This window comes from Photorhabdus sp. P32 (assembly GCF_038085095.1).
Lineage (GTDB): Bacteria > Pseudomonadota > Gammaproteobacteria > Enterobacterales > Enterobacteriaceae > Photorhabdus > Photorhabdus luminescens.
Window position 1 is genome coordinate 1 of the sequence record NZ_JAZGJN010000220.1, and the last position, 26036, is coordinate 26036.

Annotated in this window: 22 protein-coding genes; 17 read left to right on the forward strand and 5 right to left on the reverse strand. The window is 39.9% G+C overall.

Going from position 1 to position 26036, the window contains the following annotated elements:
* The first annotated feature begins 407 nt into the window (after positions 1-407).
* The 6 genes from V2H77_RS05230 to V2H77_RS05255 all read left to right on the forward strand — a co-directional run bounded on the left by V2H77_RS05230 (position 408) and on the right by V2H77_RS05255 (position 7755).
* Entirely contained in the window at positions 408-1436 is a 1029-nt protein-coding gene (locus V2H77_RS05230; protein WP_341497968.1) for a PLP-dependent cysteine synthase family protein, read from the forward strand.
* Positions 1426-2616, forward strand: coding sequence for an argininosuccinate synthase (argG, locus tag V2H77_RS05235; protein ID WP_341497969.1), 1191 nt, complete (start codon positions 1426-1428; stop codon positions 2614-2616). Before V2H77_RS05230 ends, argG begins: the two co-directional genes overlap by 11 nt.
* A complete protein-coding gene (locus V2H77_RS05240; RefSeq protein WP_341497970.1) occupies positions 2613-3416 on the forward strand; it encodes a dimethylarginine dimethylaminohydrolase family protein in 804 nt (267 codons plus the stop codon). The genes argG and V2H77_RS05240 overlap by 4 nt, the downstream gene beginning before the upstream one ends.
* 23 nt (positions 3417-3439) lie before the next feature.
* Positions 3440-5137, forward strand: coding sequence for a carbamoyltransferase family protein (locus V2H77_RS05245; protein WP_341497971.1), 1698 nt, complete (start codon positions 3440-3442; stop codon positions 5135-5137).
* 181 nt (positions 5138-5318) lie between these two features.
* On the forward strand, positions 5319-6449 hold the full coding sequence (locus V2H77_RS05250) for an MFS transporter (RefSeq protein WP_341497986.1): 1131 nt from the start codon (positions 5319-5321) through the stop codon (positions 6447-6449).
* A 10-nt stretch (positions 6450-6459) separates the two neighbouring features.
* A complete protein-coding gene (locus V2H77_RS05255; RefSeq protein ID WP_341497972.1) occupies positions 6460-7755 on the forward strand; it encodes an ATP-grasp domain-containing protein in 1296 nt (431 codons plus the stop codon).
* A 36-nt stretch (positions 7756-7791) separates the two neighbouring features.
* Here the strand turns inward: V2H77_RS05255 and V2H77_RS05260 are convergent, their stop codons facing one another.
* Complete coding sequence (locus V2H77_RS05260; RefSeq protein WP_341497973.1) at positions 7792-8508, reverse strand: helix-turn-helix domain-containing protein; 717 nt, start codon at positions 8506-8508, stop codon at positions 7792-7794.
* Positions 8509-8779: 271 nt separating this feature from the next.
* Here V2H77_RS05260 and V2H77_RS05265 point away from each other — a divergent pair, with 271 nt between their 5' ends.
* From V2H77_RS05265 to cysQ, 4 genes are all read left to right on the forward strand, one after another.
* The gene (locus V2H77_RS05265) at positions 8780-9400 is read left to right on the forward strand and encodes a peptidylprolyl isomerase (RefSeq protein ID WP_341497974.1); all 621 of its coding nucleotides are present in this window, start codon (positions 8780-8782) and stop codon (positions 9398-9400) included.
* Between the two features lie 579 nt (positions 9401-9979).
* A complete protein-coding gene (locus V2H77_RS05270) occupies positions 9980-11083 on the forward strand; it encodes a hypothetical protein (protein ID WP_341497975.1) in 1104 nt (367 codons plus the stop codon).
* 122 nt (positions 11084-11205) lie between these two features.
* Entirely contained in the window at positions 11206-12579 is a 1374-nt protein-coding gene (locus V2H77_RS05275; protein WP_341497976.1) for an MFS transporter, read from the forward strand.
* Positions 12580-12697: 118 nt separating this feature from the next.
* A complete protein-coding gene (cysQ, locus tag V2H77_RS05280; RefSeq protein WP_088374101.1) occupies positions 12698-13441 on the forward strand; it encodes a 3'(2'),5'-bisphosphate nucleotidase CysQ in 744 nt (247 codons plus the stop codon).
* A 95-nt stretch (positions 13442-13536) separates the two neighbouring features.
* Here the strand turns inward: cysQ and V2H77_RS05285 are convergent, their stop codons facing one another.
* Positions 13537-14091 carry a YtfJ family protein gene (locus V2H77_RS05285; protein WP_341497977.1) on the reverse strand — a complete coding sequence of 185 codons (555 nt, stop codon included), beginning with the start codon at positions 14089-14091 and terminating at the stop codon, positions 13537-13539.
* Between the two features lie 290 nt (positions 14092-14381).
* Between V2H77_RS05285 and V2H77_RS05290 the strand changes: the two genes are divergently transcribed.
* Positions 14382-14588 carry a DUF1107 domain-containing protein gene (locus tag V2H77_RS05290; protein WP_011148633.1) on the forward strand — a complete coding sequence of 69 codons (207 nt, stop codon included), beginning with the start codon at positions 14382-14384 and terminating at the stop codon, positions 14586-14588.
* Between the two features lie 115 nt (positions 14589-14703).
* Here the strand turns inward: V2H77_RS05290 and V2H77_RS05295 are convergent, their stop codons facing one another.
* Together V2H77_RS05295 and msrA are read right to left on the reverse strand one after the other, a co-directional pair.
* A complete protein-coding gene (locus tag V2H77_RS05295) occupies positions 14704-16035 on the reverse strand; it encodes a hemolysin family protein (RefSeq protein WP_341497978.1) in 1332 nt (443 codons plus the stop codon).
* Positions 16036-16201: 166 nt separating this feature from the next.
* Complete coding sequence (msrA, locus tag V2H77_RS05300) at positions 16202-16837, reverse strand: peptide-methionine (S)-S-oxide reductase MsrA (RefSeq protein ID WP_341497979.1); 636 nt, start codon at positions 16835-16837, stop codon at positions 16202-16204.
* 114 nt (positions 16838-16951) lie between these two features.
* On the opposite strand from msrA, the gene tamA reads away from it, so the two are divergent.
* Genes tamA through V2H77_RS05315 form a run of 3 tightly spaced genes read left to right on the forward strand, consistent with a single transcriptional unit; the run spans position 16952 to position 22814 of the window.
* Positions 16952-18694: an autotransporter assembly complex protein TamA gene (gene tamA, locus V2H77_RS05305; RefSeq protein ID WP_341497980.1), complete on the forward strand. Its 1743-nt coding sequence runs from the start codon at positions 16952-16954 to the stop codon at positions 18692-18694.
* Positions 18691-22464: an autotransporter assembly complex protein TamB gene (tamB, locus tag V2H77_RS05310; protein ID WP_341497981.1), complete on the forward strand. Its 3774-nt coding sequence runs from the start codon at positions 18691-18693 to the stop codon at positions 22462-22464. Before tamA ends, tamB begins: the two co-directional genes overlap by 4 nt.
* A gap of 2 nt (positions 22465-22466) precedes the next feature.
* A complete protein-coding gene (locus V2H77_RS05315) occupies positions 22467-22814 on the forward strand; it encodes a gamma-glutamylcyclotransferase family protein (RefSeq protein WP_049585080.1) in 348 nt (115 codons plus the stop codon).
* 101 nt (positions 22815-22915) lie between these two features.
* Here V2H77_RS05315 and ppa read toward each other — a convergent pair whose 3' ends face one another.
* On the reverse strand, positions 22916-23446 hold the full coding sequence (gene ppa / locus V2H77_RS05320; RefSeq protein WP_341497982.1) for an inorganic diphosphatase: 531 nt from the start codon (positions 23444-23446) through the stop codon (positions 22916-22918).
* On the opposite strand from ppa, the gene V2H77_RS05325 reads away from it, so the two are divergent.
* The 3 genes from V2H77_RS05325 (at position 23445) to V2H77_RS05335 (ending at position 25877) form a co-directional block, all read left to right on the forward strand.
* Positions 23445-24065, forward strand: a complete 621-nt coding sequence (locus V2H77_RS05325) for a hypothetical protein (RefSeq protein WP_341497983.1) — start codon at positions 23445-23447, stop codon at positions 24063-24065. The genes ppa and V2H77_RS05325 overlap by 2 nt on opposite strands.
* 70 nt (positions 24066-24135) lie before the next feature.
* Positions 24136-25353: a cytochrome P450 gene (locus tag V2H77_RS05330; protein ID WP_341497984.1), complete on the forward strand. Its 1218-nt coding sequence runs from the start codon at positions 24136-24138 to the stop codon at positions 25351-25353.
* Between the two features lie 8 nt (positions 25354-25361).
* On the forward strand, positions 25362-25877 hold the full coding sequence (locus V2H77_RS05335) for a hypothetical protein (RefSeq protein ID WP_341497985.1): 516 nt from the start codon (positions 25362-25364) through the stop codon (positions 25875-25877).
* The last annotated feature ends 159 nt before the right edge of the window (positions 25878-26036 follow it).

The following is a 26036-nucleotide window of genomic DNA, read 5'->3' on the forward strand; positions in this document are numbered from 1 at the left end:
CTATATAATCGCCGCTATTTGTCTTCATAATGATAATTTATTTCATATGATTTTATATAAGAATATTTAATGATCACAATATATATCCTTATTATTAAATGGTAATATTAAAAATTTATATTGGATTTGATTGATATAACTGTCAGAGTTGACAGTAGACTTTTAAGTGTAATTTTATAATTATAATTTTTGTTAATTAACCCTTGTGTGAGAACACAAATAGAGGTGCTTATTGTTAATAGGCATGAATTTATTCTCCATAGTTATTTATAAAGTAAATTGTTTCATTAATGAATTAATAGGAAAATTAGATATTGAGTTGATTGACTTTTTTATTTGTTAATGAAAATACCTTGTCATCATTATATGTTCTTCATATTAACCCAGACATAAGGGATAAAGTTGGTATGAAACTTGGTAAAAACATATTACAAACTATAGGTAATACTCCAGTAGTTATGTTGAATGGTAGATATACCAAAGGTATTAATGTCTTTCTCAAAATGGAGAATATTAACCCCAGCGGGAGTATTAAAGATCGTATTGCGGTTGCTATGTTGGAAAGGGCTGAGGCTCAGGGAGAATTAAGACCGGGGATGGTGGTTATTGAGCCATCATCGGGTAATACGGCAATTGGTTTGGCAATGGCATGCGCGGTTAAAGGTTATCGATTTATTGCGGTTTTGGACCGTATGGTGCCAGCAGCGAAGCGCGATAAAATAAAAGCATTTGGTGCGGAAATCATTTTCCTGCCAGAATTTGAAGCCGGAACGGATACTGTCAAATATCGCATTGATTTAACTAAAGAGATTATCAAAGCCTATCCGAATGCATTTAGTCCCATGCAATTTGAAAATCAGGTTAATCCTGATGAGCATTATCAATCCACGGGGCGTGAATTGTATGAAACCTTTGGCAATAATTTGACGGCTTGTTTTGCGACGGCAGGGAGCTGTGGAACTCTTACTGGGATTTCCCGCTATTTGAAAGAGAAAAATCCACAGGTGCGAATTTATGGTGTTGAACCTGTGGGGTCGATTATTTTCGGTGGTGAACCAGGAAAATATCTGGTACAAGGCGCGGGCCTGACATTTATACCTTCTATTCTGGATCGTAGCAATATCGATATTACCTTGAAGGTTGCAGATATTGATGCATTTCGTATAGCAAGAAAATTAGCCAGAAATGAAGGTATCTTAATTGGTGGAACGGGAGGTTGTGCGGTAAGCGCGGCATTAAATCACCTGGATGATTTTAAACCTGGAGATAATATTGTTGTCATTATTCCTGATAGTGGAGAACGTTATATCGACACAATTTATAATGATACTTGGTTATTTGAAAATAATTTCTCAGAATTAGTTGAGGAAAGTAAAGAAGAGCCTGAACTAGAAGAAATTATTACAAACATGGGGTGTACACTAAATGAGTTCTGATCGTATTTTGGTGATTTACTATAATCGCCTCTATAATCCTCTTATCATAAGGAGTCTTAAATCTAAGTATAAAGAGGTGATTGCTCTTTATATTGATGAGGGACAGGTGAGAGACATTGAAGATATTGAATTGGAATGCATGGTTGCAGGTGCTGATAAATTTATCTATAAAGATTATCGAGCGCAATATGCTGAACACTTCCTTACAAAAGCGATAAAAGCGAATGCTATTTATCAAAATGGTTATTTTCTCAGTGCTGCACTTTCCCGGCCTGCGATTGCAGAGGCGGCAGTTGAAGTAGCTAATGAGCTCAATATTGATTATATTGCCCATCAATTTAGGGGTAATGATCAAGTCAGAATGGATATGAATATAGAAATTCTGAATAAAATACCTATTGCTTCGTTGAGAGATTTTAAATACGACGAAAGTGTCGTAAATAGTTATGCTATGAATTATGGTATTCCTCAAGAATTTGGTTGTAATAACCCTTATTCTACCAGTGAAAATATATGGGGATTAAGTATCGAATGTGGTCCGTTGGCAGAACCAGAAATGTTAATTCCTGAAGATGTCAAAGAAAAATTATTTGAGCATGCATTATCGGCCACTGAACCAATATTGTTGTCATTAGGTTTTGAGAATGGGATACCGGTATCGATCAACGGTGAAAAGAAATCATTATATGAAATTATTGAAATATTAAATGAAATTGGTAAAAAGCTGTCAATTGGCATTTTTGATATTGTTGAAGATGGCATTGTCGGTTTGAAAACACGTGCAATTTATCAATCACCTGCTGCACATATCTTAATTACCGCTCATCGTGATTTAGAATGTTACTGTAGTAATCGTAACGAGAATTGGTTCAAAGAGACAATCGATAAAAAATGGGTTGAATTAGTTTATTCTGGGCTTTGGTATGATCCCTTATTAACGCATTTAAACCATTTTATTGATAGTATGAATCAAAATGTCAATGGTGAGATTAAGCTTGAATTAGGCTATAAATATGCCAACGTTTGTTCCCGTACTTCAAAGACGACTATCTATGATGATAGTTTAGCAATATATAATTGCGGGCATTTATATAGTCAAGATGATGCAGAAGGATTTGCAAAAATATTTAATATCCATACTAAGCAAAGTGCTAAATCTAAGATGAGGCAAATATTATGATTCAAGAATTATTAATGTGTAAACCTGACTTTTACGATATTGAATACGTTATTAATGATTGGATGGACCCTAATAATAGAGTTAATAAAAAATTAGCGCAGCAACAATGGGACTTTCTTTATGAACGACTGACTGAACGTGGCATCACTATTCGCACTATCGATCCTGTTAATGGTTTGCCTGATATGACATTCTCAGGTGATTGTGGCATGGTACATAATAATAAATTCCTTGCTAGTAATTTCCGGCACGCTGAACGCCAAGGGGAAAGTCAGTATTATATTGATTATCTGGCAAATCTAGATTATGAGATACATCGTGTTGATGAAGGTATCTATTTTGAAGGGCTTGGAGATGTTATCTATTGGGAGAATGATATCATATTTGGTTATGGTCCTCGCTCAGATAAAGAAGCAATAAATACAATTCAGAAAGTCTACCCAGAACTTAAAGTTAAAGGTGAACTGCATATTCAGGATAAGGCTTTTTTTCATGTGGCTTTAGCATTCTCATTTATTGACAAAGATACGGTTATTTACTACCCAGAGGCATTTACTAAAGAGAGTCAAGACTATATTATTGAAACGTTTGAACGTAGGATTTCAATTTCAGAGAATGACGCTAGGGAATTATTTTCCTGTAATAATATCCCAGTAGGTAAAGATATTCTCATGCATGATTGTTCTATAGAGGTTGAGCGTCAATTAAATAATTATGGTTACAATGTGGTTAAATGCGATATGAGTGAATTTTTAAAGAGTGGTGGTAGTTTGCGCTGCTTAGTATTAAAAATCAAATAATTATAATGGGAGGATAATAAGTCATGTATATTTTAGGTATAAATTCGGTTTACCATGAATCAGCAGTTTGTTTGTTGAAAGATGGAGAAACTATTTTTGCTATCGAGGAAGAACGGCTAAATAGAAGAAAACACGGAAAACCAGCAAATATTGATAACCCTGATGAGTTACCATTGGCTTCTATTGAAGTTGCATTGGACTTTGCGGGTATTAGCTTGGAAGATGTGAGTCATATTGGTTTTTCTATCGATCCGATAGAGCGAAGAAAATCAATCTTTATTGATGAAGTCACTCATGAAGGAAGTTGGGGAAGTGTATCGGGTGAATCTATTTTCTATCGCAAAACCACTTCAGTACCAGAAATTTTGCAATCAATGGGATTCCGTGGTCAATTTCATTGGGTTCCACATCACACAGCGCATGCGGCATCTGCTTATTTTGTTTCGCCATTTGATAAAGCGCTAACCTTATCGCTTGATGGTGTTGGAGAGGATAATACCGCAGGGGTATATCTGGGTGATGGCAATAGCCTGAAAAAAATTAAAACCATTGAATATCCTCATTCAATTGGTTTTATGTGGGAGAAATTAGCCGAGTTCCTAGGTTTCTCGGTATATGATGCCTGTAAAGTAATGGGAATGTCAGCTTATGGCAAGCCTGAAGGTTTTGTGCCGGCATTTCGAGAATTCGTTAAAATTTATGAGAAAGGTGAGTTTACTATCGATAACACCATTCTCAATTTCCGTAGCGGAGAATTTTCTAAATTAGAGTCCTTGTTTGGTATTGCGAAAAGAGTTCCTGGTGGAGAGGTGGCGCAGGAATATTATGATATTGCCGCTTCTCTCCAGCAAATAACTGATGAAATAGTGTTAAATATGGCTCGTCATTATTTGCAGGAAACAGCGACGAATAAACTCTGCCTTGCGGGTGGTGTTGCATTGAATTGCATAACCAATAAGCGATTATATGAAGAGTTGGATATCGAAGATATCTTTGTTCAGCCTGCTGCACATGATGGCGGGACTGCCACAGGCGCCGCACTATTTATTTGGCATCAAATTCTTGAAAATAATCAACGCTATCCTCTGACTCATACCTATTGGGGTCTGGGATATAGTGAAGATGATTACCAGCGTAGTTTGAAGGCTCACGGTTTGGACTGGACATATGAAGAGAATATTCATGAAGTCGTTGCAGACTTGCTGGCTGAAAATAATGTTGTTGGCTGGTTCCAGGGCAGAATGGAGTTTGGGCCACGGGCATTAGGTAATCGTAGTTTGTTGGCTGATCCGAGAAATAAAGATATTCGCGATTTAATGAATCGTAAAGTTAAACATCGTGAAATGTTTAGACCATTTGCGCCTAGTGTATTGCGTCAACATGTTGCTGATTGGTTCCATGTTCGGAAAGAATTACCGGAAGCGGCAAAATATATGTTGTTAGCGATGGATGCTAAAGTGGATAAAGCATCGCAAATTCCGGCGGTGGTTCATGTAGATGGTACTGCCAGAGTTCAGGTTGTCGATAGTGCATCAAATTCAGGTTATGCCCAGTTGATTGAGGCATTTTATCGGAAAACCGGTGTACCTTTATTGCTGAACACCTCTTATAACGATAGCGAGCCAATCGTCTGTTCACCTGAGGATGCCATTAAAACTTTCATGAAAACCAATATTGATTATTTAGTTTTAGGGAATTATTTGATTAAATCAGTTCATTAATTATTGCATAGTAAAAATCTATCCCAGTAGGCGTAATTGATGGAATCAGTTTGAGTCTTGCTTAGCGTCAAATTGATAAATAAAATGGCCTAATGGGATAGATAATAAAGTTGAGGTAATATTAATGATACACAGGATCATACTGGCTCGCTTTTTTTCTGTTTTTTCAGAAGCATTTGTTATGTTCGCTGTGCCTGTATTAGTATTTACCTCAACTAATAGCGCTTCGCTTTCGTCTTTTGCTTTTGGGCTTGAACGGCTATTCAGAGTGATTTCACTCCCCATTTCTGGCTGGATGGGCGACAGGATGCATACGCTGGTCATGTTATTCCTGAGTGATATTCTACGATCATTAGTTTGCTTATTTCTTTTTATCCTTTCATTCATATACTCTGATAATAATATCGTATATATCATTATTCCTCTCTCGTGTGTTTTATCCTTTTTCAGTGGAGCGGGATATGTCAACCTTGAAGGTTTTGTCTCTAAGAATATGAGTGCAACAGAATTACCTTCTGTTAACTCTCGTTTACAATTTGTTGAACAGTTTACCTATATTGCAGCTCCGGTGGTTGTCGGTGTGCTGGTTTATAAATTCAGTGTTTATGCCGTATTTGCATTTGCGTTTTTTCCTTTCCTGATTAGTAGCTTGATGTGGTTTCAGCTACAAAAGAAAAACCGGATTGAAGAACACACTAATAGAGAAAGTTATAATTTGCCGGCTATTTTTAAATTCCTGATGGGAAACCCATCCTTGTTACGCGTCATTAGCCTGACATTTCTGATGAATGTGATGCAAGGCGCTATTCTGTCAACGGCAGTTTATGTTATCACCAGCGTTTTTTCACAGCCGGAAGGAAGTTATGCTCAGCTTTTGGCTTATGCGGGGCTGGTGAATTGTTGTGTATTTTTTATTGCGCCAAAATTATGCCGAATTTTTGATGTACGTGTCGTTGGTGTAACGGCTTTTCTGATTGCATTATCTGGTCTTACGCTATTTGCTACCGGGCCGTTATTTGTGGTTTACACATTAGGGTTCTTACTGGTCATTGGTGCGGAAGGTTGTTTTAATCTATTTTCCCGATCTTATCGGGCAAGTCTTATTCCGAAGCAGCGTTTTTCTCAGTATCTTGGTGTGGTGCTAGTTTTGAATCAATTAGCGATACCTTTAACCAGTTTCATTTGTGCTAATTTACTGAACTATTTTTCCTACAATAGTATTTATCTAATATTCTCTGCATTTGTTTTATTGATGTTTGTCATTATTAATCCTTATCGTTCGCTTAAATTTAATCTGCATAATAGTCAATAATGGAGGAAATATGAGTTCGAAAAAATATTTGTTAGTGCTTGATTATCTTCCGGCAAGGCTGAGTGAAATCGTTAATATTCGTGATTATATTCGATATCATTACTCCCTTGAGTTAGTGATTATTAGCGATATGTTGTCCGGTGAGGAGAAAGATATCACACCATTTGTCTATCATATTCCTGTACGAACAGAAAATTATGTTGATAGTGTGATGGCAGTTCTTGCTGAACTTAATATGACATGTGCGGCTATTCTTCCCTTTATGGATGCGGTATCTGGGTATGCGGCTGTTATCGCGAAGAAATTAAACGTTTATGGTGATGATCCCGAATTAAGTTTCGCAGGTATTGAGAAATATCAATTCCGCCAACAAGAAACTCGAATATTACCACTGCTTGCGGCACAACATATTAAGACGCCTCGGTATACTTTCATTAATGAGATTAAGGAATTAGAAGAATTTTATGACTCTGTTCCATATGGTGTGATTATTAAACCTAATTGTGGTCGAGCAAATATAGGCGTGGTAGCGGTTAAAGATAGAAGTAAAATCCCAATGGCTTTTGCTCAATCTGTTGAGCAATCTGGTGGTAATCAAACTCTTGCAGAAGAACTTATTATTTTCGATGCAGAATATTCGTATGATGGTATTGGTTGTATGGCGTTTTTAACGCAAAAAGTTTCCCAGAAAGGGGAATATCCTGTTGAAATAGGGCAAATAGTGCCGGCGCAATGTGATGGCAGAAATACGATTGCATTACATAAAGCAGGGCAGGTAATGAATCTGATCTCAGGGCAGACTCTTGGCGCATTCCATAATGAGATTAAGCAAGATAGTAAAACGGGAGAAACTTTTCTGGTTGAAACTAATCGTAGACCTGCGGGTATGCGTATTTGGGATATGGCTAACCGGGTATATGGTATAAGTTTGCAGGAAATTTGGGTTGACCATTTAGTCAAAGGATTTAGTGATCGAATGATATTGCCTGAAGCGAAGGGAAGAGCATTTTTGATTAATTTGCTGGCAGGTAAAGATGGAAAAATTAATGACAAATTTGATAAAACAGAAGTTAATAAAGTATTATTAGTATCTATTGATAATATTCTGAGTAAATTATATTACGAAATTATTACAATAAAAATTAATTTAGAGAAGAATTCATTGGTTTACGAAACACCAAAAAGCAATAATGATTTCTGCGGTTACGTTTGTGTGCATATTAATGATGAGCACGTCAAATGCGAATCCCTGATGAATGAAATTAATGATGCGTGGAGGGACATATTGTCTAATTATATTTTATAGTTTCGTATAGTTAGAGCCTTATTTTGGCTCTAATGATTATATAATTAAATTATATGCTATTGCTTTAGCAACTGCTGCGACTTTATTGGGAACTACTAATTTCTCCATAACATTGTTAATGTGGAAATTAACTGTTCTTGTTGAAATGTCCAGTATATCGGCTATTTCAGCAGAAGTTTTTCCTTCACAAGTCCACCTTATGACTTCAACTTCTCTGGTAGAGAGTGTTGGAACAATGATTTTATCCTTTTTATTTTTTAGGTTATTGAATGTTTTTACGCATTCATTTGCTAATATGCCTAGCACGCCTGCTTTATTAAGTACTTCATTGTGGGAAATAGTGCCTTCTTTTCTGGCAACTGAAAAAATTGACCTTTCGCCATGATAACCTTTGATTTTGATTGAAAGACTATTTTTCACTTCGTTTTTATTTTGATTTGATTTTTCAATCATAAAATCAGAGTTTTCTGATATTTTATCGTTATAAACTGACGGAATGGAGAACGTGTAATCACCATTCATTAATTGGTCGCTGTCGTGATTATTATCTTGATAATAATTGTTTGCGGTTTCTATATTTAAGTTGGTTATTAGAACATATTTTTTGGTCGTGAATGGATATTTTTCTTCCTGATAAATTGAGTAGAATTCAAAACCCAGATAATTTATCGCGTTTAACAGCCTCTTTTCTAATTCTGGCATGGTTTTGGAATTTTTAATTTCAGATAAAATCTCATTAAATAATGTATTCATAAGATTTTCCTCATTATGTAATATTTGCAATAAAATTAATTTTATATAAAAAATATTTTATTCATATAATCAATTATAAGTAAAAATATATAAAAATTGGATTTTTATATTGTAACCTTTAAGGAGTGAATATGCTACTTAGAATTATATCGATTATTAGCTCTTATATATTTCGTCGACATGTATTTTTCTAGTGATATCTTTGGTTTACCCTACTGCATAGCGCTGTTATGCTTACAGGTCTAATTTTAATTTGATCACAGGTATTTTCATGGCAAAACTTTCTTTTGATTCTATCGAAGCACAAGCAAGTTATGGGGTTGGCTTGCAAGTTGGTCAGCAATTACTGGAGTCTGGCCTGCAAGGTCTGGAACCTGAAGCGCTGTTAGCAGGATTGTGTGATGCGTTGGAAAATCATTCTCCAGCGGTGCCGGTCGATATATTACATCGTGCCTTACGTGAAATGCATGAACGTGCAGATGGTGTGCGTCGTGAACGTCAACAAGCTATGGCAGAAGAGGGCCAGAAGTTTCTGGCAGAAAACGCCAAGCGTGACGGTATAAGTACCACAGAATCTGGTTTACAGTTCTCTGTACTGAAACAGGGTGATGGCGCAATTCCTGCCCGTACTGACCGCGTGCGTGTTCATTATACGGGGCGTCTGCTTGATGGCACTGTGTTTGACAGCTCAGTACAGCGTGGCGAACCTGCTGAATTCCCTGTAAATGGTGTGATTGCTGGATGGATTGAAGCATTGACGTTGATGCCTGTCGGTTCTAAATGGGAGCTTTATATCCCCTATAATTTGGCTTATGGTGAGCGTGGTGCTGGCGCATCGATTCCCCCATATAGTACTCTGATTTTTGAGGTGGAATTATTGGATATTCTGTAAGTTTTATCCAGCAGTAGGATTAAAAATAGCCGGTATATTCGCCTCAGACTACTGATAAACCCATTCAAAAAGTGGGAAGTGTTTTCAGACTATCGAAAATTTCAGCTAGTATGTTGTCGATTAACTGGCTTTCTCTTGATGTTCCAGTTATTTCCTTAAATAGGATTTTTGGCCTGATCGATTTTCGCTTTTACCTAAAAAATAGATGGTAATGCTATTGGTAACCCTATTTTCCTGATATTTCGTGCTGTTGCCGCCAGTATTTGGCTTCTCTCTGATCTTAATTGTGATCATAGTTCTGTTTCGCACTGGCAAGGCTAGATTCCATTTTCTTATTTCTCTTGTTAACTCTTATTTACTTTACCTGAGTTTCAACATTTTAAAGCATTTTTTATTTCTTTAGTAACTTTAATAACAAATAAACAATGTTTTGTTTGTTTTTATTATAAAGACAATGTTGATTTATTAAATATATTGAAGAATAGTGTGGGCTACTTCATTGCACATTGCATCAACGATTGTAAAAGGTCTGGCGGATTAATAAGTCAGGAATGTTGTCTTGATATAAAGGAAATGGAAATGAATGTAATTGAAATATCGTCATTAATACCCTATTTTTCTCGCCGTATTAATTCTGAAAGTATTTACCGAATTTCCCCGAAAAGAATGGCGCAGGCTATTGATGTTAGTATTGATCTGGGAGAAGAAGAACGTAAGCCGACAAAGGGGATACCCGGCTATTTTGCTTATGGTTGGCGTAGTGCGGTCGACCGAATAATTCACGCTAATACACTCGGGGTAGAATATATTTCTCTGAGATTTATCTCGTCGGCAAATAGAAATAATAATATTGAGGCGGGCTTAATATTATTTGAAGAAACACTGCAAAATATGCTGACTTCGATTGGTTCTGTGCCAGTAAAAATGATTGTCGATCCTTTTGGTCTGGCGTTAACGGAAGATGGGCAATGGGGTGTGCGGGATAATAACGGTAATTTTGATAAGGAACAAACTCATAATCTGTTGGAAAAATTAGGTTTTATCCTTTCGCGCAATCATGTTCATGGAGTGGTTACGCTGGGGCGTTTACCAGAGGAAGTGATGTTGACGAAAAAGGGGATCAGTAAGGCGGGGGATTATACGAAAATTTATTCGTTCTCCCAAAATAGTGAGACCAGCACTGCCTATGTTTATTTGGATACTATAGGCCATGATACCGGCCAGAAAATTATGCCAGGTAATGTCAAAGAGATGGATTTGTGGGCGCTCCTCGATATTTGGCATGGTACCGATGTTTCGGTGATTAAACCAATGGAAAGTTTCCATCTGATGAGCTCGTTGCGTTACCTCATTGAGAATGAAACTGCTCGCAAACAATTTTTGAATTCTCCTGATGTTAAGGATATGGCCCAAAAAAATGCCTTTGTTGCCAAAAGTCTGGCGGAAATGAATGCATCTCCTCTTGAGCTATCACTGAAATGCTCCCGAATTAGAATGGCTGGTTATACGGTCTCTGGCACAACTTATATGCTAGCACTATTGGCGCATGAAAAGGGTCCTGAAATGGCGAGGGCACGGATGGAGGAAATGTGGATAACGGCGTTTGGTGTAATGGATGAACAGTGTGAATGCCTGATTGATCGCAATGTGGTCAAATATCTTGAAGGTTCAATTCTTGCTTAAGTAAATTGACACAGTATTGTCATGTGTTTCAGATGATAATGAGCTCTGAATTATTGTTGTCTGAAACATTAATTATGTATGAAAAAGCGTGGTTATATTCACCCTCTTAATCATAGGACTATATGAATTCTTCTAATCAAGATACGAAATACAAAGCCATATTTATCGCCATCATGATTGTCACCTTTATGATTGGTTTTGATACAACGGGTTTAGGGGTTGCTATCCCGGTGATCGCAACTGAACTTGGTTTCGGTGTTAAAGAAGGCGCATGGCTCAGTATTTCTTATACGGCGGGTTTCGCCGCTTTCTTATTACCAGCCGGAATAATCACTGATCGTCTGGGAGCCATGAGGACACTGATTTCCGCCTTGCTGGTGTTCGTTGCTGCTTCTTATATGTCCGTTAGTTGTGTCTCTCTTGGCAGTTTTACCTTTGTTCGTTTGATTCAAGGCGTTGCCGCCGCCTTTTTAAATACAGCGGCGATGGCGCTGCTGAATCTCCTGTTTCCAATGGGAAGTAGTAACCGCTCACAGGTTTTCAAAACCTGGTCAATGATACTTGGACTGAGTTTTTCTCTGGGGCCGCCTCTGGGGGGCTTGATAATCAGAATGCTAGACTGGTCATGGATATTGTTGCTCAACTTGCCCTTGGGGGGGCTGGTTGTATTCTTGATGTTGAAAAGAAAAGGCAGCACCTTGTCTGCTGGTGGGGCGTTAAGCCGTGTTTCGCTCTTTAGTACCTTACCAGTGACTGCAATTCTGCTGTTGGTCACTATGTATCAATACATTGAGCAAGTGCTTCCGGGGCAAAATGGTACTATTGTCAAGGCAACACTGCTTATCCTGGGAGTAGTAAGCGTTTGGCTGTGTCACCGTTTTTCTGTACGTAGTTTCACTCGCTTACCTGAGCTTAAAAATGGCGCTTTTCTTATCTCGTTGGTTCTACCGATTATTTTTTCTATCGCCTACTGGAGCCTATTTGTGGTGTTGCCGCAATATTTCGCGGTGAAGTTGGGTTTTGATGCATTGTATCTGGCTATGACAATGCTATTGCTTTCTTTGCCGTTAACCTTGGTGCCTTTATTGAGGGTTGCCGAGCGTTTCAATCTTCAAGCTACCGAGGGATTCCTGATGTTAACGGTTGGACTGGTATTGCTCGCGGGTATCTTTAGTCCGGTTGTTGATGGGAATGTCTGGTTGTTGGCGGCTGGGTTGTTGCTGTTGGGTACGGGAGCGGCAGTACTTAATCCATTAATGGCAAGGTTGGTGATGGATAATGTTGCTCCTGAGAATTCAGGATTGGCGGCAGCCCTTACCAGCACGTTGCGTCAAACTGGGTTTGCCGCAGGAGTCGCTTTTTTTTCATTGTTGACGCAATACAGCAGGGAATCTGTTATCCATATCTCGGAAGCTATGGCGTTACTGATAGCCGCTATGTTGTCTTTAGTGGCGCTTGCGGTGTGCCTGGGTTTACAACGAAGTCGTGGGTATTAGCATAAAGTTTTTAATGCTGAATTTAAGAGAGGTAATAAAATTCTTACCGTTCCAATAAAAAGATCAATTGGTAATATAGTCTAAAATGATAACGGATGACTAACCGCAGAGGTGTATGATGCTAGAACAAATCTGCCAACTGGCTAAGGAAGCTGGTGCGGCTATTATGACAATTTATCAGGATGAACATCCTTTGAAAGTTGATCATAAGCAAGATGATTCACCGGTTACTATGGCTGATATTGCGGCTCATAAAATCATTAAAGCCGGATTATCCCGTATTGTTCCGGAAATTCCACTGTTGTCGGAAGAAGAGCTTCCCACTTGGGAAGAGAGGCGTGATTGGAAGCGCTATTGGTTAGTTGATCCTCTGGACGGGACCAAGGAATTTATTAATCGTAACGGTGAATTTACGGTTAATATCGCTTTGATTGACGAGGGGGTTCCTGTGATGGGAGTCATATATGCTCCTGTGCAGGATACGCTTTATTTTGGGCAAGGGCGGCAGGCATGGAAAAAGACCTGTGGTGGTCAATGTTTGCCGATTAAAATTCGTGATGCTAATCCACCGATAGTAGTCGTTAGCCGCTCCCATATGGATACGGAATTAGAAGATTATCTCAATCAGTTAGGTGAACATCAGACGGTTTCTGTGGGATCTTCACTAAAGTTCTGTTTGGTGGCGGAAGGAAAAGCGCAACTTTATCCTCGCTTTGGGCCCACTCATATCTGGGATACTGCGGCGGGGCACGCTATAGCTATTGCTGCTGGCGCTCATGTGACGAACTGGAAAGGTCAGACGCTAGATTATACTCCTCGTGAATCATTCTTGAATCCGGGATTTAGAGTAACGATTTTTTAATTGTGATGGTTTTTAGCAGAGTCGTTTTTCAGCAGAATTGTGGTGATAAGGGCAAACGAAAACATATCTGCAAGTCGTTATCACCACGGATGTTTTTACTGTAATTCTTTACGAACTAATTCAATTACCTGTTTGATTTCGCTACTGTTTAGCGCACCTTCTTTGACAAACTTCGCTACGCCATTTTTGTCCAGGACAATAATGGCAGAATTTTTAGCTGCTAACTGCCAAGCTTTTTTAGTTACGCCGTTGCTGTCAGCGATAAACTGAGACCACGGGAACTCTCTTTTGCTATCTTCAATACTGCTACGCACAAATGGTCCAGTACCGAATATGGCGTCACTGACATTGATGATGGTGGTTGTTTGGTATTTTTCTTTTGAAAAATCAGCGCGTTTTATTTCTTCTATCAGTGGAGCATTCATCTCTTTAGCAGCAGTGCGACCTGCAATATGTTGTATGACTCTCACTTTACCAATCAGTTTTCCACTATCCCAATTTTGGTAGCTAAACTTGTTATTGTTGAGTAGCAGTTCACCTTTATCAGAAACACTGATCGCAGGAACTTGTTGTTCCAGAGTGATGTTGTGAGCGAATGCTAAAGCAGGAGAACAAAGTAGCACAGCATATAGCATAAAGTTCTTTATCATAATTTTTCCTTTGTAGGTTAATGTGACAATACATGGATCTCTAGCATAGCGGGTATTAACTGATTTATCTCTTTAAAGAAGATCAAATTTTTAACATTAAGTAAGAGATAAAGTTACATAGTTATGTATATCTAAATATCTGTCATTTTATGTAAATTCGGTGCATAAAACTAAAAATGGAGGGAACAAAATCGGATAAATTCAGTCTATTATTCTACATAACGGTATGGTGTATGGAGTTGGTTCACCAAACGTAACTGTAAGAAGCACTTAGGAGGAAAAAAGCAGAGATGAAAATTTTTCACCGATATAACCCACTGAAAATTGCTCTCTACGTTAAAACTTTATTCCGTGGACGTTTATACATTAAAGATATGGGGGCTTTTGAATTCGACTGCGGCAAAATTTTACCGCCGAAGGTGAGAGATAAGCGTCATTTTAGTGTAATGAGCGAAGTCAATCAGCAAGTGCTACGTTTGCAAGCCGAAATAGGATAGAAAACGAAAAAGAGTCGGGTTGCGTACTGATGTAATCTGCGCCACAAAATAACAATGAGTGGCGCTTAACACGAGAATATTAAACGGCCTTAGTTCAAGAATAGGCCGTTTTTATTTATCTATCATCACTGATAAGTGGGGTTTGCGTTGGCATCGTGGTGGGAGTATCAGTGATTTTTGTAACTAGTAGCTGATCGATTTTGTAATTATCAATATCGACAACTTCAAACTTGTAGCCAGCAAACTTGACTGAATCGGTACGTTTTGGAATTTTCCGCAGCCGGAACATCATGAAGCCTGCAATGGTTTCATAGTTACTTGAATCGGGAAAATCATCAATATCCAGTACCCTTTGTACATCATCGATAGGTGTTCCCCCTTCTACTAACCATGAATTTTCGTCACGGATGATGATCTGCTCTTCTTGCCCTTGGCCGACTAAATCACCCATCAGGGTGGTCATAACATCATTAAGGGTAATCACACCCATGACCAGCGCATATTCATTCAAGATAATAGCGAAATCTTCACCCGCCGCTTTAAAGCTTTCTAAAGCATCGGAAAGTGTCAAAGTATCTGGAATGATCAGCGCGTTGCGGATCTGGACACCTTGATTGAAGCTTAGGCTTTGACCGCTGAGGACACGGTTGAGTAGGTCTTTGGAATCCACATAACCAATAACGTGATCAATATCTCCATCACATATCAGGTATTTGGAGTGCGGCTGGCTGGAAACCTGTTGTTTGATACTTTCTTCACTTTCATTCTTGTCGAAGTAGATGATACTTTCCCTTGAGGTCATGGCAGAGGGTACTGTGCGGGATTCGAGTTCGAACACGTTTTCAATCAGTTCATGCTCTTGTTTACGCAGCACACCCGCAACTGCGCCTGCTTCCACAACCGCAAAAATATCATCAGATGTGATGTCTTCATTACGCGCTGTCGGAATTTTAAAGATCTTAAAGATAAGATCAGACAGGCCATTAAATAGCCAAACTAATGGACGAAAAACTGTCAGACAGAAACGCATTGGGTTTACGATTTTTACTGCGACGGCTTCAGGTTTGATCATACCGATACGTTTTGGTGTCAAGTCAGCGAGCAAAATGAATATACTGGTCACAATGGTAAATGAGCAGATAAAGCCCAACTGTTCTGCCCATTCGGGGCGCATAAATTTCATGAAAAAAGCTTTCAGTGAAGGAGAGAATGCGGATTCACCGACAATACCTGCCAAAATTGCCACTGCATTTAGGCCGATTTGCACCACGGTAAAAAACATTCCCGGTGTTTCTTGTAATTTGAGGACATGGGCTGCGTTGACATTACCCTCATCTACCATCAGTTTTAGTTTGATTCGTCTGGAGGCAGCAAGAGAGATTTCAGATAACGAAAAAAAGGCGCTTATCGCGCACAATAGGGACACTATTAAGAGACTATTTAGCATAAGGAATCCGTGTTTTACCTCCGGTGGTAGGGGCGGTTGTCATTTAGAAGAGCACCGGAGGAAACAATAAAAATCATATAAAATAAAAAGTGATAACAAACACTTGGAAAGCCATTGATTAGCGTAGTAATTATAACATTAATAGAATCTAACGACTAGTTTTTGTTCATTTGGGGAGGCAAACACCAATACCGCCTAGTCCGCAATACCCCTCAGGGTTTTTAAATAGATATTGTTGATGATAATCTTCAGCAAAATAGAATGGCCCCGCTTCTGTGATCTCCGTTGTAATAGGGCGGTTATCCCTTTGTTGTTGCATTGCTTGTTGGAAACGTTCAAGGCTGGCTAATGCCAGTTCATGTTGCTGAGGTGACACGGTATAAATCGCGGAGCGATACTGAGTACCAATATCCCCGCCCTGGCGCATCCCTTGAGCGGGATCGTGGTTTTCCCAGAAAAGTTTTAATAAGTTTTCGTAGCTGTTTTTTGCTGGATCGTAAACAATTCTAACAACCTCAGCGTGTCCAGTCAGGCCGCTACAAACTTCTTCGTAAGTTGGATTCGCTGTTGTACCGCCGCTATAACCTGCGGAGGTGGTGTAAATATCGGGTTGTTGCCAGAATAGGCGTTCTACGCCCCAAAAACATCCCATACCAAAATAGGCAACTTCCATATTTTCTGGAACAGGTTCTATTGCATGATCAGTAACAGCATGGGTAGGTGAAACCTTGAGTGGCTTGGTTCTGCCTGGTAATGCGCTATGAGGATCAATAGATGAGGTTTTATTAGCTGAAGTTGACACAATTTACTCCTGTAATTATTAAGTTTTCAGACATTAATAGATTGTATATATTATAAACGTTACTCAAGATAAATTTATTATAGTTAAATAATTCCGATCAGGTTAGGAGTTCGCGTGTCGAGATACCCCGTTTTATGCTTTCTTTGTGTGTCTATCGCAGCTCCCATTGCTCATAGTGCTAATCTTCGTCTGAAAATAGAAGGATTAACAGGCAATTTAGAAAAAAATGCCCGAATTCATCTTTCCACTATCAGCACTGATGAAGTTGCGCCAGATGGCCGTTTCCGCTCTCGTGTAGATAAAGCGATTCGTGAAGGTTTGCGCCCGCTTGGTTATTATGAACCCATTATCGAATTTACCTATCAGGAAAATAAACCGCCTGCTCGGTCGGTATTAACGGCAAAAGTTACCGCAGGCGAACCTGTGCGAATCGCCGGTGTTAATGTTGTTTTGGAAGGTGGAGCCAAGACAGATGGAGATTATGCCAAACTGGTAAAAAGCAAAAGCCCAAAGAAAGGCACGGTTCTTAACCATGATGAATATGAAGGCTTTAAAGGTTCTCTGACTGGGCTTGCTATTAGGAAAGGTTATTTTGATGCTGTTATGAAAAAGAGCCAATTGGGTGTTTCCAAAGAACGGCACGAGGCATTCTGGGACTTTGTTTTTAATAGCGGTGAGCGTTATCACTTTGGTCAGATACATTATCGTGGCTCGCAGATCCGCGAAGATTATCTGAATCATTTGGTTCCATTCGAAAAAGGGGATTTTTACGCCTCTGATCAATTGGCCGAATTAAACCGGCGGTTAGCAGAAACGGGCTGGTTTAATTCAGCGGTAGTTACACCGGATTTTAATACCGCCAGAAAAAATGGTGACGGAATGCTTCCTCTTGAAGCGGTATTAACGCCACGTTCCAAAAATTATGTTGAATTAGGTGGGGGCTATGGATCTGATGTTGGACCACGAGTAAAGGCGAAATGGACAAAACCCTGGCTTAATTCCCGTGGACACAGCCTTAGTACCAGCATCAACCTTTCTGCACCTGAACAGGTTGTTGATGCTACCTATAAAATGCCGCTGAAAGTAAACCCGTTAGAACAATATTACGCATTGCAGACAGGTTATAAGCGTAAAGACATCAACGATACCGTATCAGATACCGCGACAGTCAATCTTTCCCGTAATTGGGATCTTTCAACGGGTTGGCAATATGGGATCAATATGCGTTGGAGTCTCAGCCACTTTACTCAGGCTAATGTCACTAATACGGCAATGTTATTGTACCCAGGAGCGAATGTCAGTCGTATTCGTCAGCGTGGGGGGACAATGCCTTATTGGGGCGATAGCCAGCGCTATTCTATTGATATCTCCGATACCCTTTGGGGTTCTGATGTTGATTTTCTGGTGTTACAGGCACAAAACGTCTGGATAAGAACTTATTGGGATAATCACCGTTTTGTTGCTCGGGGTAATTTGGGTTGGATAGAAACCAACGCGTTCGAGAAGGTTCCACCTGACTTACGTTTTTTCGCCGGTGGTGATCACAGTGTCCGTGGTTATAGATATCAGAAAATCTCCCCTAAAGATGCGAAAGGAAAATTAACCGGCGCATCCGCACTAGCTGTGGGTTCGCTTGAGTACCAATATAACGTAACGGGTAATTGGTGGAGTGCTGTTTTTGTTGATACTGGGGAAGCTATTAATGACATTAGAAAGAGCAATTTTAAAACCGGCGTAGGTGTTGGTGTGCGTTGGGCTTCTCCGGTCGGGCCTATTAAATTTGACCTTGCCAGACCAATAGGGGATTCAGAATCCCGTAACATCCAGTTTTACATCGGGTTAGGATCTGAATTATGAGATGGATTAAAAAGGTCAGTATTGCTTTTTTGCTGATGGTGACTTTGTTGGCTATTGCTGTTGCCGGGTTGGTAGGAACGCAATCTGGCTTGCATTTTATGATTAACAGTGCCGCCCGTTGGGTTCCGGGTCTAGATATAACCAGCGTCAGTGGTGGTTGGCGTGATTTGACTTTGAAAGGCGTTAAATATCAAATGCCCGGAGTGGATGTCAATGTCAATCAACTCCACCTTTCGTTGCGTCTTTCCTGTCTGAAAAATAGTCAGCTATGTGTTAATGCATTGACAACGGAAGGCGTAAAAGTTGCGATTAATACTAGCCAATTGCCCGCTGCGAGAGAGCCGTCGCTAAAGTCAGAGCCTTTGACTGAACTGAGGACGCCGTATCCAGTCTCACTTGATTTGCTATCTGTTAAAAATGTCACTGTCACCGTAGATGATACGGTATTTGCCCTTGATGAATTGAGGACCGCAGCTTACTGGCAGCAGAAAGCATTAACGCTTAAGCCAACAAAAATTAACGGATTGTTGGTGGGACTGCCAAAAACTACCCCTGAACGGCTGAAAACAGTGGAAGCAGAGGAGAAAGCGAAACGAGGGACTGGACCGGAAAAATCGTTGGCAGAAATTCTGAAAAAATTGTTCTCTCAACCGTTATTGGCAACGTTACCAGAAGTACCTATTCCACTGGATGTAACTATTGCAGGGATCAGTGGCAAGCAATTACGGCTGACGGGTGATACCAATATCACAATTAATGAGCTTTTACTGCAACTTAGCAATCAGGGACAGCAGATTCAGCTCGATAAATTGAATGTTAAAATGCCAGAAGGTTCTCTTACCATTAATGGTTCTGCGACTCTGGCGCAGCAGTGGCCGATAAAACTGGTAATAAAAGGTGAGTTAAATCGACAAGAGATCCAAGGGCAAAAGGTTGATGTAAAACTTAATGGCGCTTTACTGGAACAACTCAGTTTGGGGCTGAATTTGTCAGGGCCTGTCAGTGCTAAACTTGATGCTCAAACGGAGCTGGCGAAGACAGGTTTGCCAGTGCGGATGACGTTTGAAAGCCAGCAATTAAGTTGGCCTTTAACGGGAACGCCTGAATATCAGCTTGATGGCATAAAGATGCGCCTGAATGGTAAGGCTAGCGGTTATGATCTGTCATTGCGTTCCGGTATTAATGGGAATGAAATCCCACCGGCATTACTCGTGTTAGATGCGAAAGGCAATGAAGAGCAGTTTAGGTTAACTCGTCTACGCCTATCTGCTTTGCAGGGAAGAGCTGAACTGGCAGGTGTGGCAGATTGGAGTAAGGCGGTAAGTTGGAATGCGGTGCTGACGCTCTCAGGGATTAATACTGCTAAACAGTGGCCGGAATGGCCTGCCAAACTAGATGGAAAAATAGTGACCCGTGGTAGTTTACACGGTGGTAGTTGGCAGCTCCAGATCCCGGAAATTACGCTGGACGGTAACGTAAAACAGAACTTAGTGAAAGCCAAAGGTAAGATTTCTGGTAATGCGGCTGGTCAGTGGAATATTCCTCAATTCGAGTTGGCTTTAGGGCGCAATAAAATGAATCTCCAGGGACAGTTATCCAAACAGTGGAAACTCGATGGTGATATTCGTGCGCCGAAGCTGGATGGCATATTACCGGGGCTTGGCGGTGTCGTGAATGGGACGTTGAAACTGCGTGGTAATAGGCTAGCGCCTCAGCTTTTGGCCGATCTTAATGCTAACGGGTTGAAGTGGCAGGATTTACGCATTGATCGTGTGAGTGTAAAGGGGAATGTACGCTCTGCTGAACAGATCTACGGGGATCTTGCTGTTAAAGTCAGTCAGTTGAAACAGGCGGATTTGATTGTCCGTAATTTGACATTGGATGCAAAGGGCAATGAGAAACAGCACAATTTGCAATTGAAGATCGACGGTGAGCCGATTGCTGGTCAACTTTCACTTAATGGTAGTTTTGATCGTAAGCAACAGCGATGGGAAGGTAGTATTGACAATACCCGTTTTGACACCCCGGTTGGGGAATGGCGTTTAACTAAAGCAATAACTCTCGATTACCTTAATCAGCAACAGAAAGTCACTGTGGGCACACATTGTTGGCTGAATCCATATGCGCGGATCTGCGTCCCTAAATCCATTGAAGCAGGCGCCAGCGGTAGCGCATCCATTGTTCTTGAACGCTTTGATCTTGCTATGATTCAGCCATTATTGGGGCCTGAAACACATTTGAAAGGTGTATTCAGTGGTAATGCTGACGTTAAATGGGGCGCGGAAGGCGGATTACCTCAGGCCAATGTTAATCTGCATGGTGATGGGGTTCAGGTTAAGCAGATGGTTGATGGTACTGCATTACCGGTAGATTTCCAGACGCTGACTCTCAATGCAGGCTTGAAAAATGGCACAGCAAAGCTGAATTGGTTGTTTAAGATTATGGGAAATGGTCAGTTTAACGGTGACGTACAGGTTGCTGATCTTGCAGGGCGTCGTAATCTATCAGGCAATGTCGATATTCAGGATATTTCACTGGCGTTGATTGAGCCGATCCTTGGACAAGGTGATAAGGCTGAAGGTCATTTGTATGCCAACTTGCGTCTGGGAGGCAATGCCAAAAATCCATTATTGTTTGGTCGGCTAAACTTGAGTGCACTGCAAGCTTCGGGTCATTGGCTCCCATTTGATGTTACTCAAGGGCAAATTGGTGTGAATTTTGATGGAATACGCTCCGTTCTTGATGGGGTTATTAAAACGCCGAAAGGGCAGATTAACCTAAATGGCGATGCAGATTGGCGCAATGTGGATGCATGGCATGCAAGAGTGGCGGCTAACGGTGACAAGTTGAGGGTAACTGTGCCGCCAATGGTGAAAATTGATGTTAGCCCTGCTCTGGTGTTTGAGGCTTCTCCTCAGTTGCTGAAATTGGATGGCAGCGTTGGTATTCCTTGGGCGCGTATTACTGTGAAGGAGCTACCAGAATCGACAGTTGAGGCTTCACCGGATGAAGTGATATTGAATGAGAATCTTCAGCCATTACAAGAGAGAAAAGCGTCGATCCCGATTCAAAGTAACTTGACGATTCATATCGGAGACGATGTTCGTCTCAGTGCTTTCGGACTTAAAGCGCAACTCAAAGGCGATCTGAAGGTTGTTCAAGATAAACAGGGCTTAGGTTTGAATGGTCAAGTTGATATTCTTGATGGTCGTTTCCATACTTATGGGCAGGATCTAATCGTTCGTAAAGGGCTGATTATGTTCTCAGGTCCACCTGATCAGCCATTACTTAACATTGAGGCTATCCGTAATCCAGATTCTACCGATGGGCGGGTTATTGCTGGGGTAAGGGTGACCGGTTTGGCGGATCAGCCAAAAGTAGAAATTTTCTCAGAGCCTGTTAGATCACAATTGGAAGCGCTTTCTTATCTATTGCGTGGTGAGGGGTTAGAGAATAGTAACTCGGACAACTCACAGATGACGGCAATATTAATAGGTTTGGGGGTTGCACAGAGTGGTCAATTGGTGGGTAAGATCGGTGAAATATTTGGTGTTTCCGACTTGGCGCTGGATACTCAGGGGGTTGGTGATAAATCACAGGTAGTTGTTAGCGGAAAGATTACAAAAGATCTGCAAGTTAAGTATGGTGTTGGTATATTTGATTCACTGGCAACATTAACCTTACGTTATAGGTTAATGCCTAGATTGTATCTGGAAGCGGTGTCTGGTATTGATCAGACATTGGATTTGCTCTATCAGTTTGAGTTTTAAAAATGCGAATTATTGTTTATGGCAGCTTACGGCGCAAACAGGGCAATCATCACTGGATGACCGATGCTCAATGGTTAGGTGATCATCGGCTGGAAGGCTATGAGCTATATGACCTTGGGCATTATCCTGCGGTTATCCGTGGTGACGGAAGTATTGAATGTGAGGTATATCGAATCAATTCTACTATCCTGACAGAATTAGATGATTTGAAAGATAATTCGCGGGAGTATGTAAGGGAGTTGATTCAGACACCGTATGGCAATGCATGGATATATCTTTATCAGTTTCCGATAGCTGGTTTGCGGCGGATAAAAAGCGGTGATTGGTTGAAGCGTCACGCGGAAGAGTAAATAAAAATCCTTTTTTGTCATAACAAAAAGGGAGTAGGTTTTAAAAAACCTCTGTTGGTGATGTTCCCCAGAGGTTTTTTAATTATTTAAACAGAGAAAAGTTATTTCTTAGCGGCACGTTCGAAAGAGGAGATAATTTCTGCTTTAGCAGCTTCAGCATTATCCCAACCATCAACTTTAACCCACTTACCTTTTTCCAGATCTTTATAGTGCTCAAAGAAGTGAGTGATCTGAGCGCGCAGTAGTTCTGGTAAATCGTTCACATCTTTAATGTGATCATACTCTTTGGTTAGTTTGCTATGTGGAACTGCAACCAGTTTCGCGTCTTCGCCTGATTCATCAGTCATTTTCAGAACGCCAACCGGACGGCAACGGATCACAGAACCTGGTTGTAGCGGGTATGGAGTGGGAACCAGAACATCAACTGGGTCACCATCCAGAGATAAAGTGTTGTTGATATAACCATAGTTGCATGGATAGAACATCGCGGTAGACATAAAACGATCTACAAACAGCGCACCGGATTCTTTATCAATTTCATATTTAATCGGATCTGCATTTGCAGGGATCTCAATAATGACATAGATATCTTCGGGCAGTTCTTTTCCTGCTGGTACTAAGTTCAGGCTCATGAAAGTTTCCTTTATTTCAAACCAGAATAGAGTGGCGGGTATTATAACCAAAACATTTTTTAAAGTACTCTCCATTTTTCTGACAAGTAGCTTGTTGGTTGATGTTGTCTCTGAGTTTGCCGATAACTCCGTGGTACAGTCACTAGCGGATAGTACAGGTTGTCACTTAATACCCGACGAGATCTCCTACACTGTCAGCGATATAAGCGATATAAGCGATATAAGCGATATAAAAGATATGGTTATTGAGCGAGGGGATGCGATTCTTTTAGATTCATATCGAAAAACACATTATCTGGATGTGTGTAAGGTCATCATTGAGATGATAGATAAAAGTGCTGCCGAGATAGCTTCCACAGTACTTACACAATTTTTCTTCGACTCTAAAGGGCAGATTAATTCCAATGCCTTCCGAGATTTCACCAGATGTGCAGCGGCAATCAGTAAGCAATTCTTGATCGAACACGAATACGCAACAAAAGAAGATGAATATTCAAGACAGATACTTTCTTGTTTATTTGAATCATTGATTCAGAGGCGACAAGAAAATGAATCAGTCCGAGATATCGTTGATTTGACTTCATCGTTAACTGAGCAACAAACACTAACATATTATTAAAGTAAGGAGAGTAGTAAATGGCGCAGTTTAGCGTGTATGGAGATACATATCTTAATGACAGATACTCAGTATGAGAAATGAAGCCCCTGCATATTTTTCCGAAGAAATGAATTCATGGTTTATTACACGATATGAGGATGTATCAAGCTTATTGCGTTCTAACGATTTGATTACCAGCCACCTTATTCAAGAAAAGCTAGATAATCTCAAAAAAGGTGAAAGTGAGCATTTTAAAGAAATTATTGATATTATCTCAACTTGGATGATTTACAATGATAAACTAGTTCATACACGCCTTAGAAAATTCATGAATCAAGCATTTATGCGAAAAGAGCTTGAAATTATCAAGCCTGAAATTGCTAGGATTACACATACATTGATTCAAAAGATTACAGATAGCGGTCATACAGAAATCGATTTCGTGGAGGAAATTGCTCATCCATTACCTGCGATGATTTTGTGTAAAATGTTAGTTCTGGATGAACGCGAAGTAGATAAATTCATTAAATGGTCGGATGATATTGCTGATTTCATGCAAAACTTTGTGGTATCGAGCGTACCTGATAAAGGAATTTCGGATATTACTAAAAAGAGCATGAGAGAAATGTTTGATTTTCTATTCGAAACTATCAAATCTCGTCGTAAAGCACCTCGAAATGATCTCATTAGCCGTTTGGCTAATTCTGAGAAGTTTGAAAATGAGGCGATGTTAAATGATTCAGAAATAGCAGTTCAAACTGTTCATCTGATTTTTGGTGGGCATAAAATTCCACAATTTGTGCTAACGAATATGTTGCACTGTCTGATTACTCATCCTGAACAGATGGAAGCTTTTAAACAAGATAAGTCACTACTTGATAATGCGCTCATGGAGTCGATGTGTTTTGAAGGACCAATTCAATATGTAACTCGTCATGCTGCTAAGGATATCGTACTACACGGAGAGATTATTAAAAAATACGATTCGGTTTATCTGTTTTTAGGTGCCGCAAATCGTGATCCACGTGCTTTCAAATATCCCGATGTGTTTAATATTCGAAGGGAAGAAAAGTCAAATCATGTTGCGTTTGGTGGTGGATACCATGCGTGTATTGGTGCTGCATTTGTACAAATGGAACTCAAGGTGATATTAGAAAAGCTGTTTGGTACCTTTAAAGACATTCAACTTGGCTACAATGTTCACAGTCCTAATTGGTCACACAATCCAACTTTTCATGGTATTAAATCAATGAGTTTAAAGTTAAATAATAATGATGCACCATTAGTTGTATTACTTTTGGGGCGGTAAGGTGCTATATGAAATTTATAATCTTAACTGATATTTACGGAATTTCAGAACATGTGGAATTGATTGCAGAACATTTAGATGGTGATGTGTCGTTTATTTCACCTTATGAAATTGGAAATATAATTCCAAATGATAAAAATAAAATGTATGAATATTTTCATAGTGTATCATCAATAGATAAATACACACGTAAAGTGAGATGTGCTCTTGAACATATTGATTCTCCGGTGACACTAATTGGATTTAGTATCGGGGCTACAGTGGCATGGAGAATATCTGGTGATAAATGTTTACCAATTCAGAATTCTATTTGTATTTTTGGTTCACGGATTCGTGATTATTTGAGTGTAAAACCAATTAAACCTATATCGTTATTTTTTTCCAACGATGAAAAATACTTTATGGATAAGTTAAAGTATTCTGATATGGTAACCATAGAACTAGTAAATTGTGCTCACTCTGCAATATCTGAACCAGAAGGTTTTAATATTGCGATAGGATTGATAAATAAGGCGTTAAGGTAGTAATCATATATACCTGTGCTCATTGAAACTGCTTGATTTTCGCCCAAATGAGGTTCATGGTATCCGTCATGAAAATATTCATTACCGATGAACAAAAAGCCGAACTTGAACACCTCCATCACACTTGCCGTGATAAGCGGGAGTGTGATCGCATCAAAG

Coding starts and splice junctions, on each gene's coding strand:
- V2H77_RS05230 (WP_341497968.1), top strand. CDS start 408: ATGAAACTTGGTAAAAACATATTACAAACTATAGGTAATACTCCAGTA.
- argG (WP_341497969.1), top strand. CDS start 1,426: ATGAGTTCTGATCGTATTTTGGTGATTTACTATAATCGCCTCTATAAT.
- V2H77_RS05240 (WP_341497970.1), top strand. CDS start 2,613: ATGATTCAAGAATTATTAATGTGTAAACCTGACTTTTACGATATTGAA.
- V2H77_RS05245 (WP_341497971.1), top strand. CDS start 3,440: ATGTATATTTTAGGTATAAATTCGGTTTACCATGAATCAGCAGTTTGT.
- V2H77_RS05250 (WP_341497986.1), top strand. CDS start 5,319: ATGTTCGCTGTGCCTGTATTAGTATTTACCTCAACTAATAGCGCTTCG.
- V2H77_RS05255 (WP_341497972.1), top strand. CDS start 6,460: ATGAGTTCGAAAAAATATTTGTTAGTGCTTGATTATCTTCCGGCAAGG.
- V2H77_RS05260 (WP_341497973.1), bottom strand. CDS start 8,508: ATGAATACATTATTTAATGAGATTTTATCTGAAATTAAAAATTCCAAA.
- V2H77_RS05265 (WP_341497974.1), top strand. CDS start 8,780: ATGGCAAAACTTTCTTTTGATTCTATCGAAGCACAAGCAAGTTATGGG.
- V2H77_RS05270 (WP_341497975.1), top strand. CDS start 9,980: ATGAATGTAATTGAAATATCGTCATTAATACCCTATTTTTCTCGCCGT.
- V2H77_RS05275 (WP_341497976.1), top strand. CDS start 11,206: ATGAATTCTTCTAATCAAGATACGAAATACAAAGCCATATTTATCGCC.
- cysQ (WP_088374101.1), top strand. CDS start 12,698: ATGCTAGAACAAATCTGCCAACTGGCTAAGGAAGCTGGTGCGGCTATT.
- V2H77_RS05285 (WP_341497977.1), bottom strand. CDS start 14,091: ATGATAAAGAACTTTATGCTATATGCTGTGCTACTTTGTTCTCCTGCT.
- V2H77_RS05290 (WP_011148633.1), top strand. CDS start 14,382: ATGAAAATTTTTCACCGATATAACCCACTGAAAATTGCTCTCTACGTT.
- V2H77_RS05295 (WP_341497978.1), bottom strand. CDS start 16,035: ATGCTAAATAGTCTCTTAATAGTGTCCCTATTGTGCGCGATAAGCGCC.
- tamB (WP_341497981.1), top strand. CDS start 18,691: ATGAGATGGATTAAAAAGGTCAGTATTGCTTTTTTGCTGATGGTGACT.
- V2H77_RS05315 (WP_049585080.1), top strand. CDS start 22,467: ATGCGAATTATTGTTTATGGCAGCTTACGGCGCAAACAGGGCAATCAT.
- V2H77_RS05325 (WP_341497983.1), top strand. CDS start 23,445: ATGAAAGTTTCCTTTATTTCAAACCAGAATAGAGTGGCGGGTATTATA.
- ppa (WP_341497982.1), bottom strand. CDS start 23,446: ATGAGCCTGAACTTAGTACCAGCAGGAAAAGAACTGCCCGAAGATATC.
- V2H77_RS05330 (WP_341497984.1), top strand. CDS start 24,136: ATGAGAAATGAAGCCCCTGCATATTTTTCCGAAGAAATGAATTCATGG.
- V2H77_RS05335 (WP_341497985.1), top strand. CDS start 25,362: ATGAAATTTATAATCTTAACTGATATTTACGGAATTTCAGAACATGTG.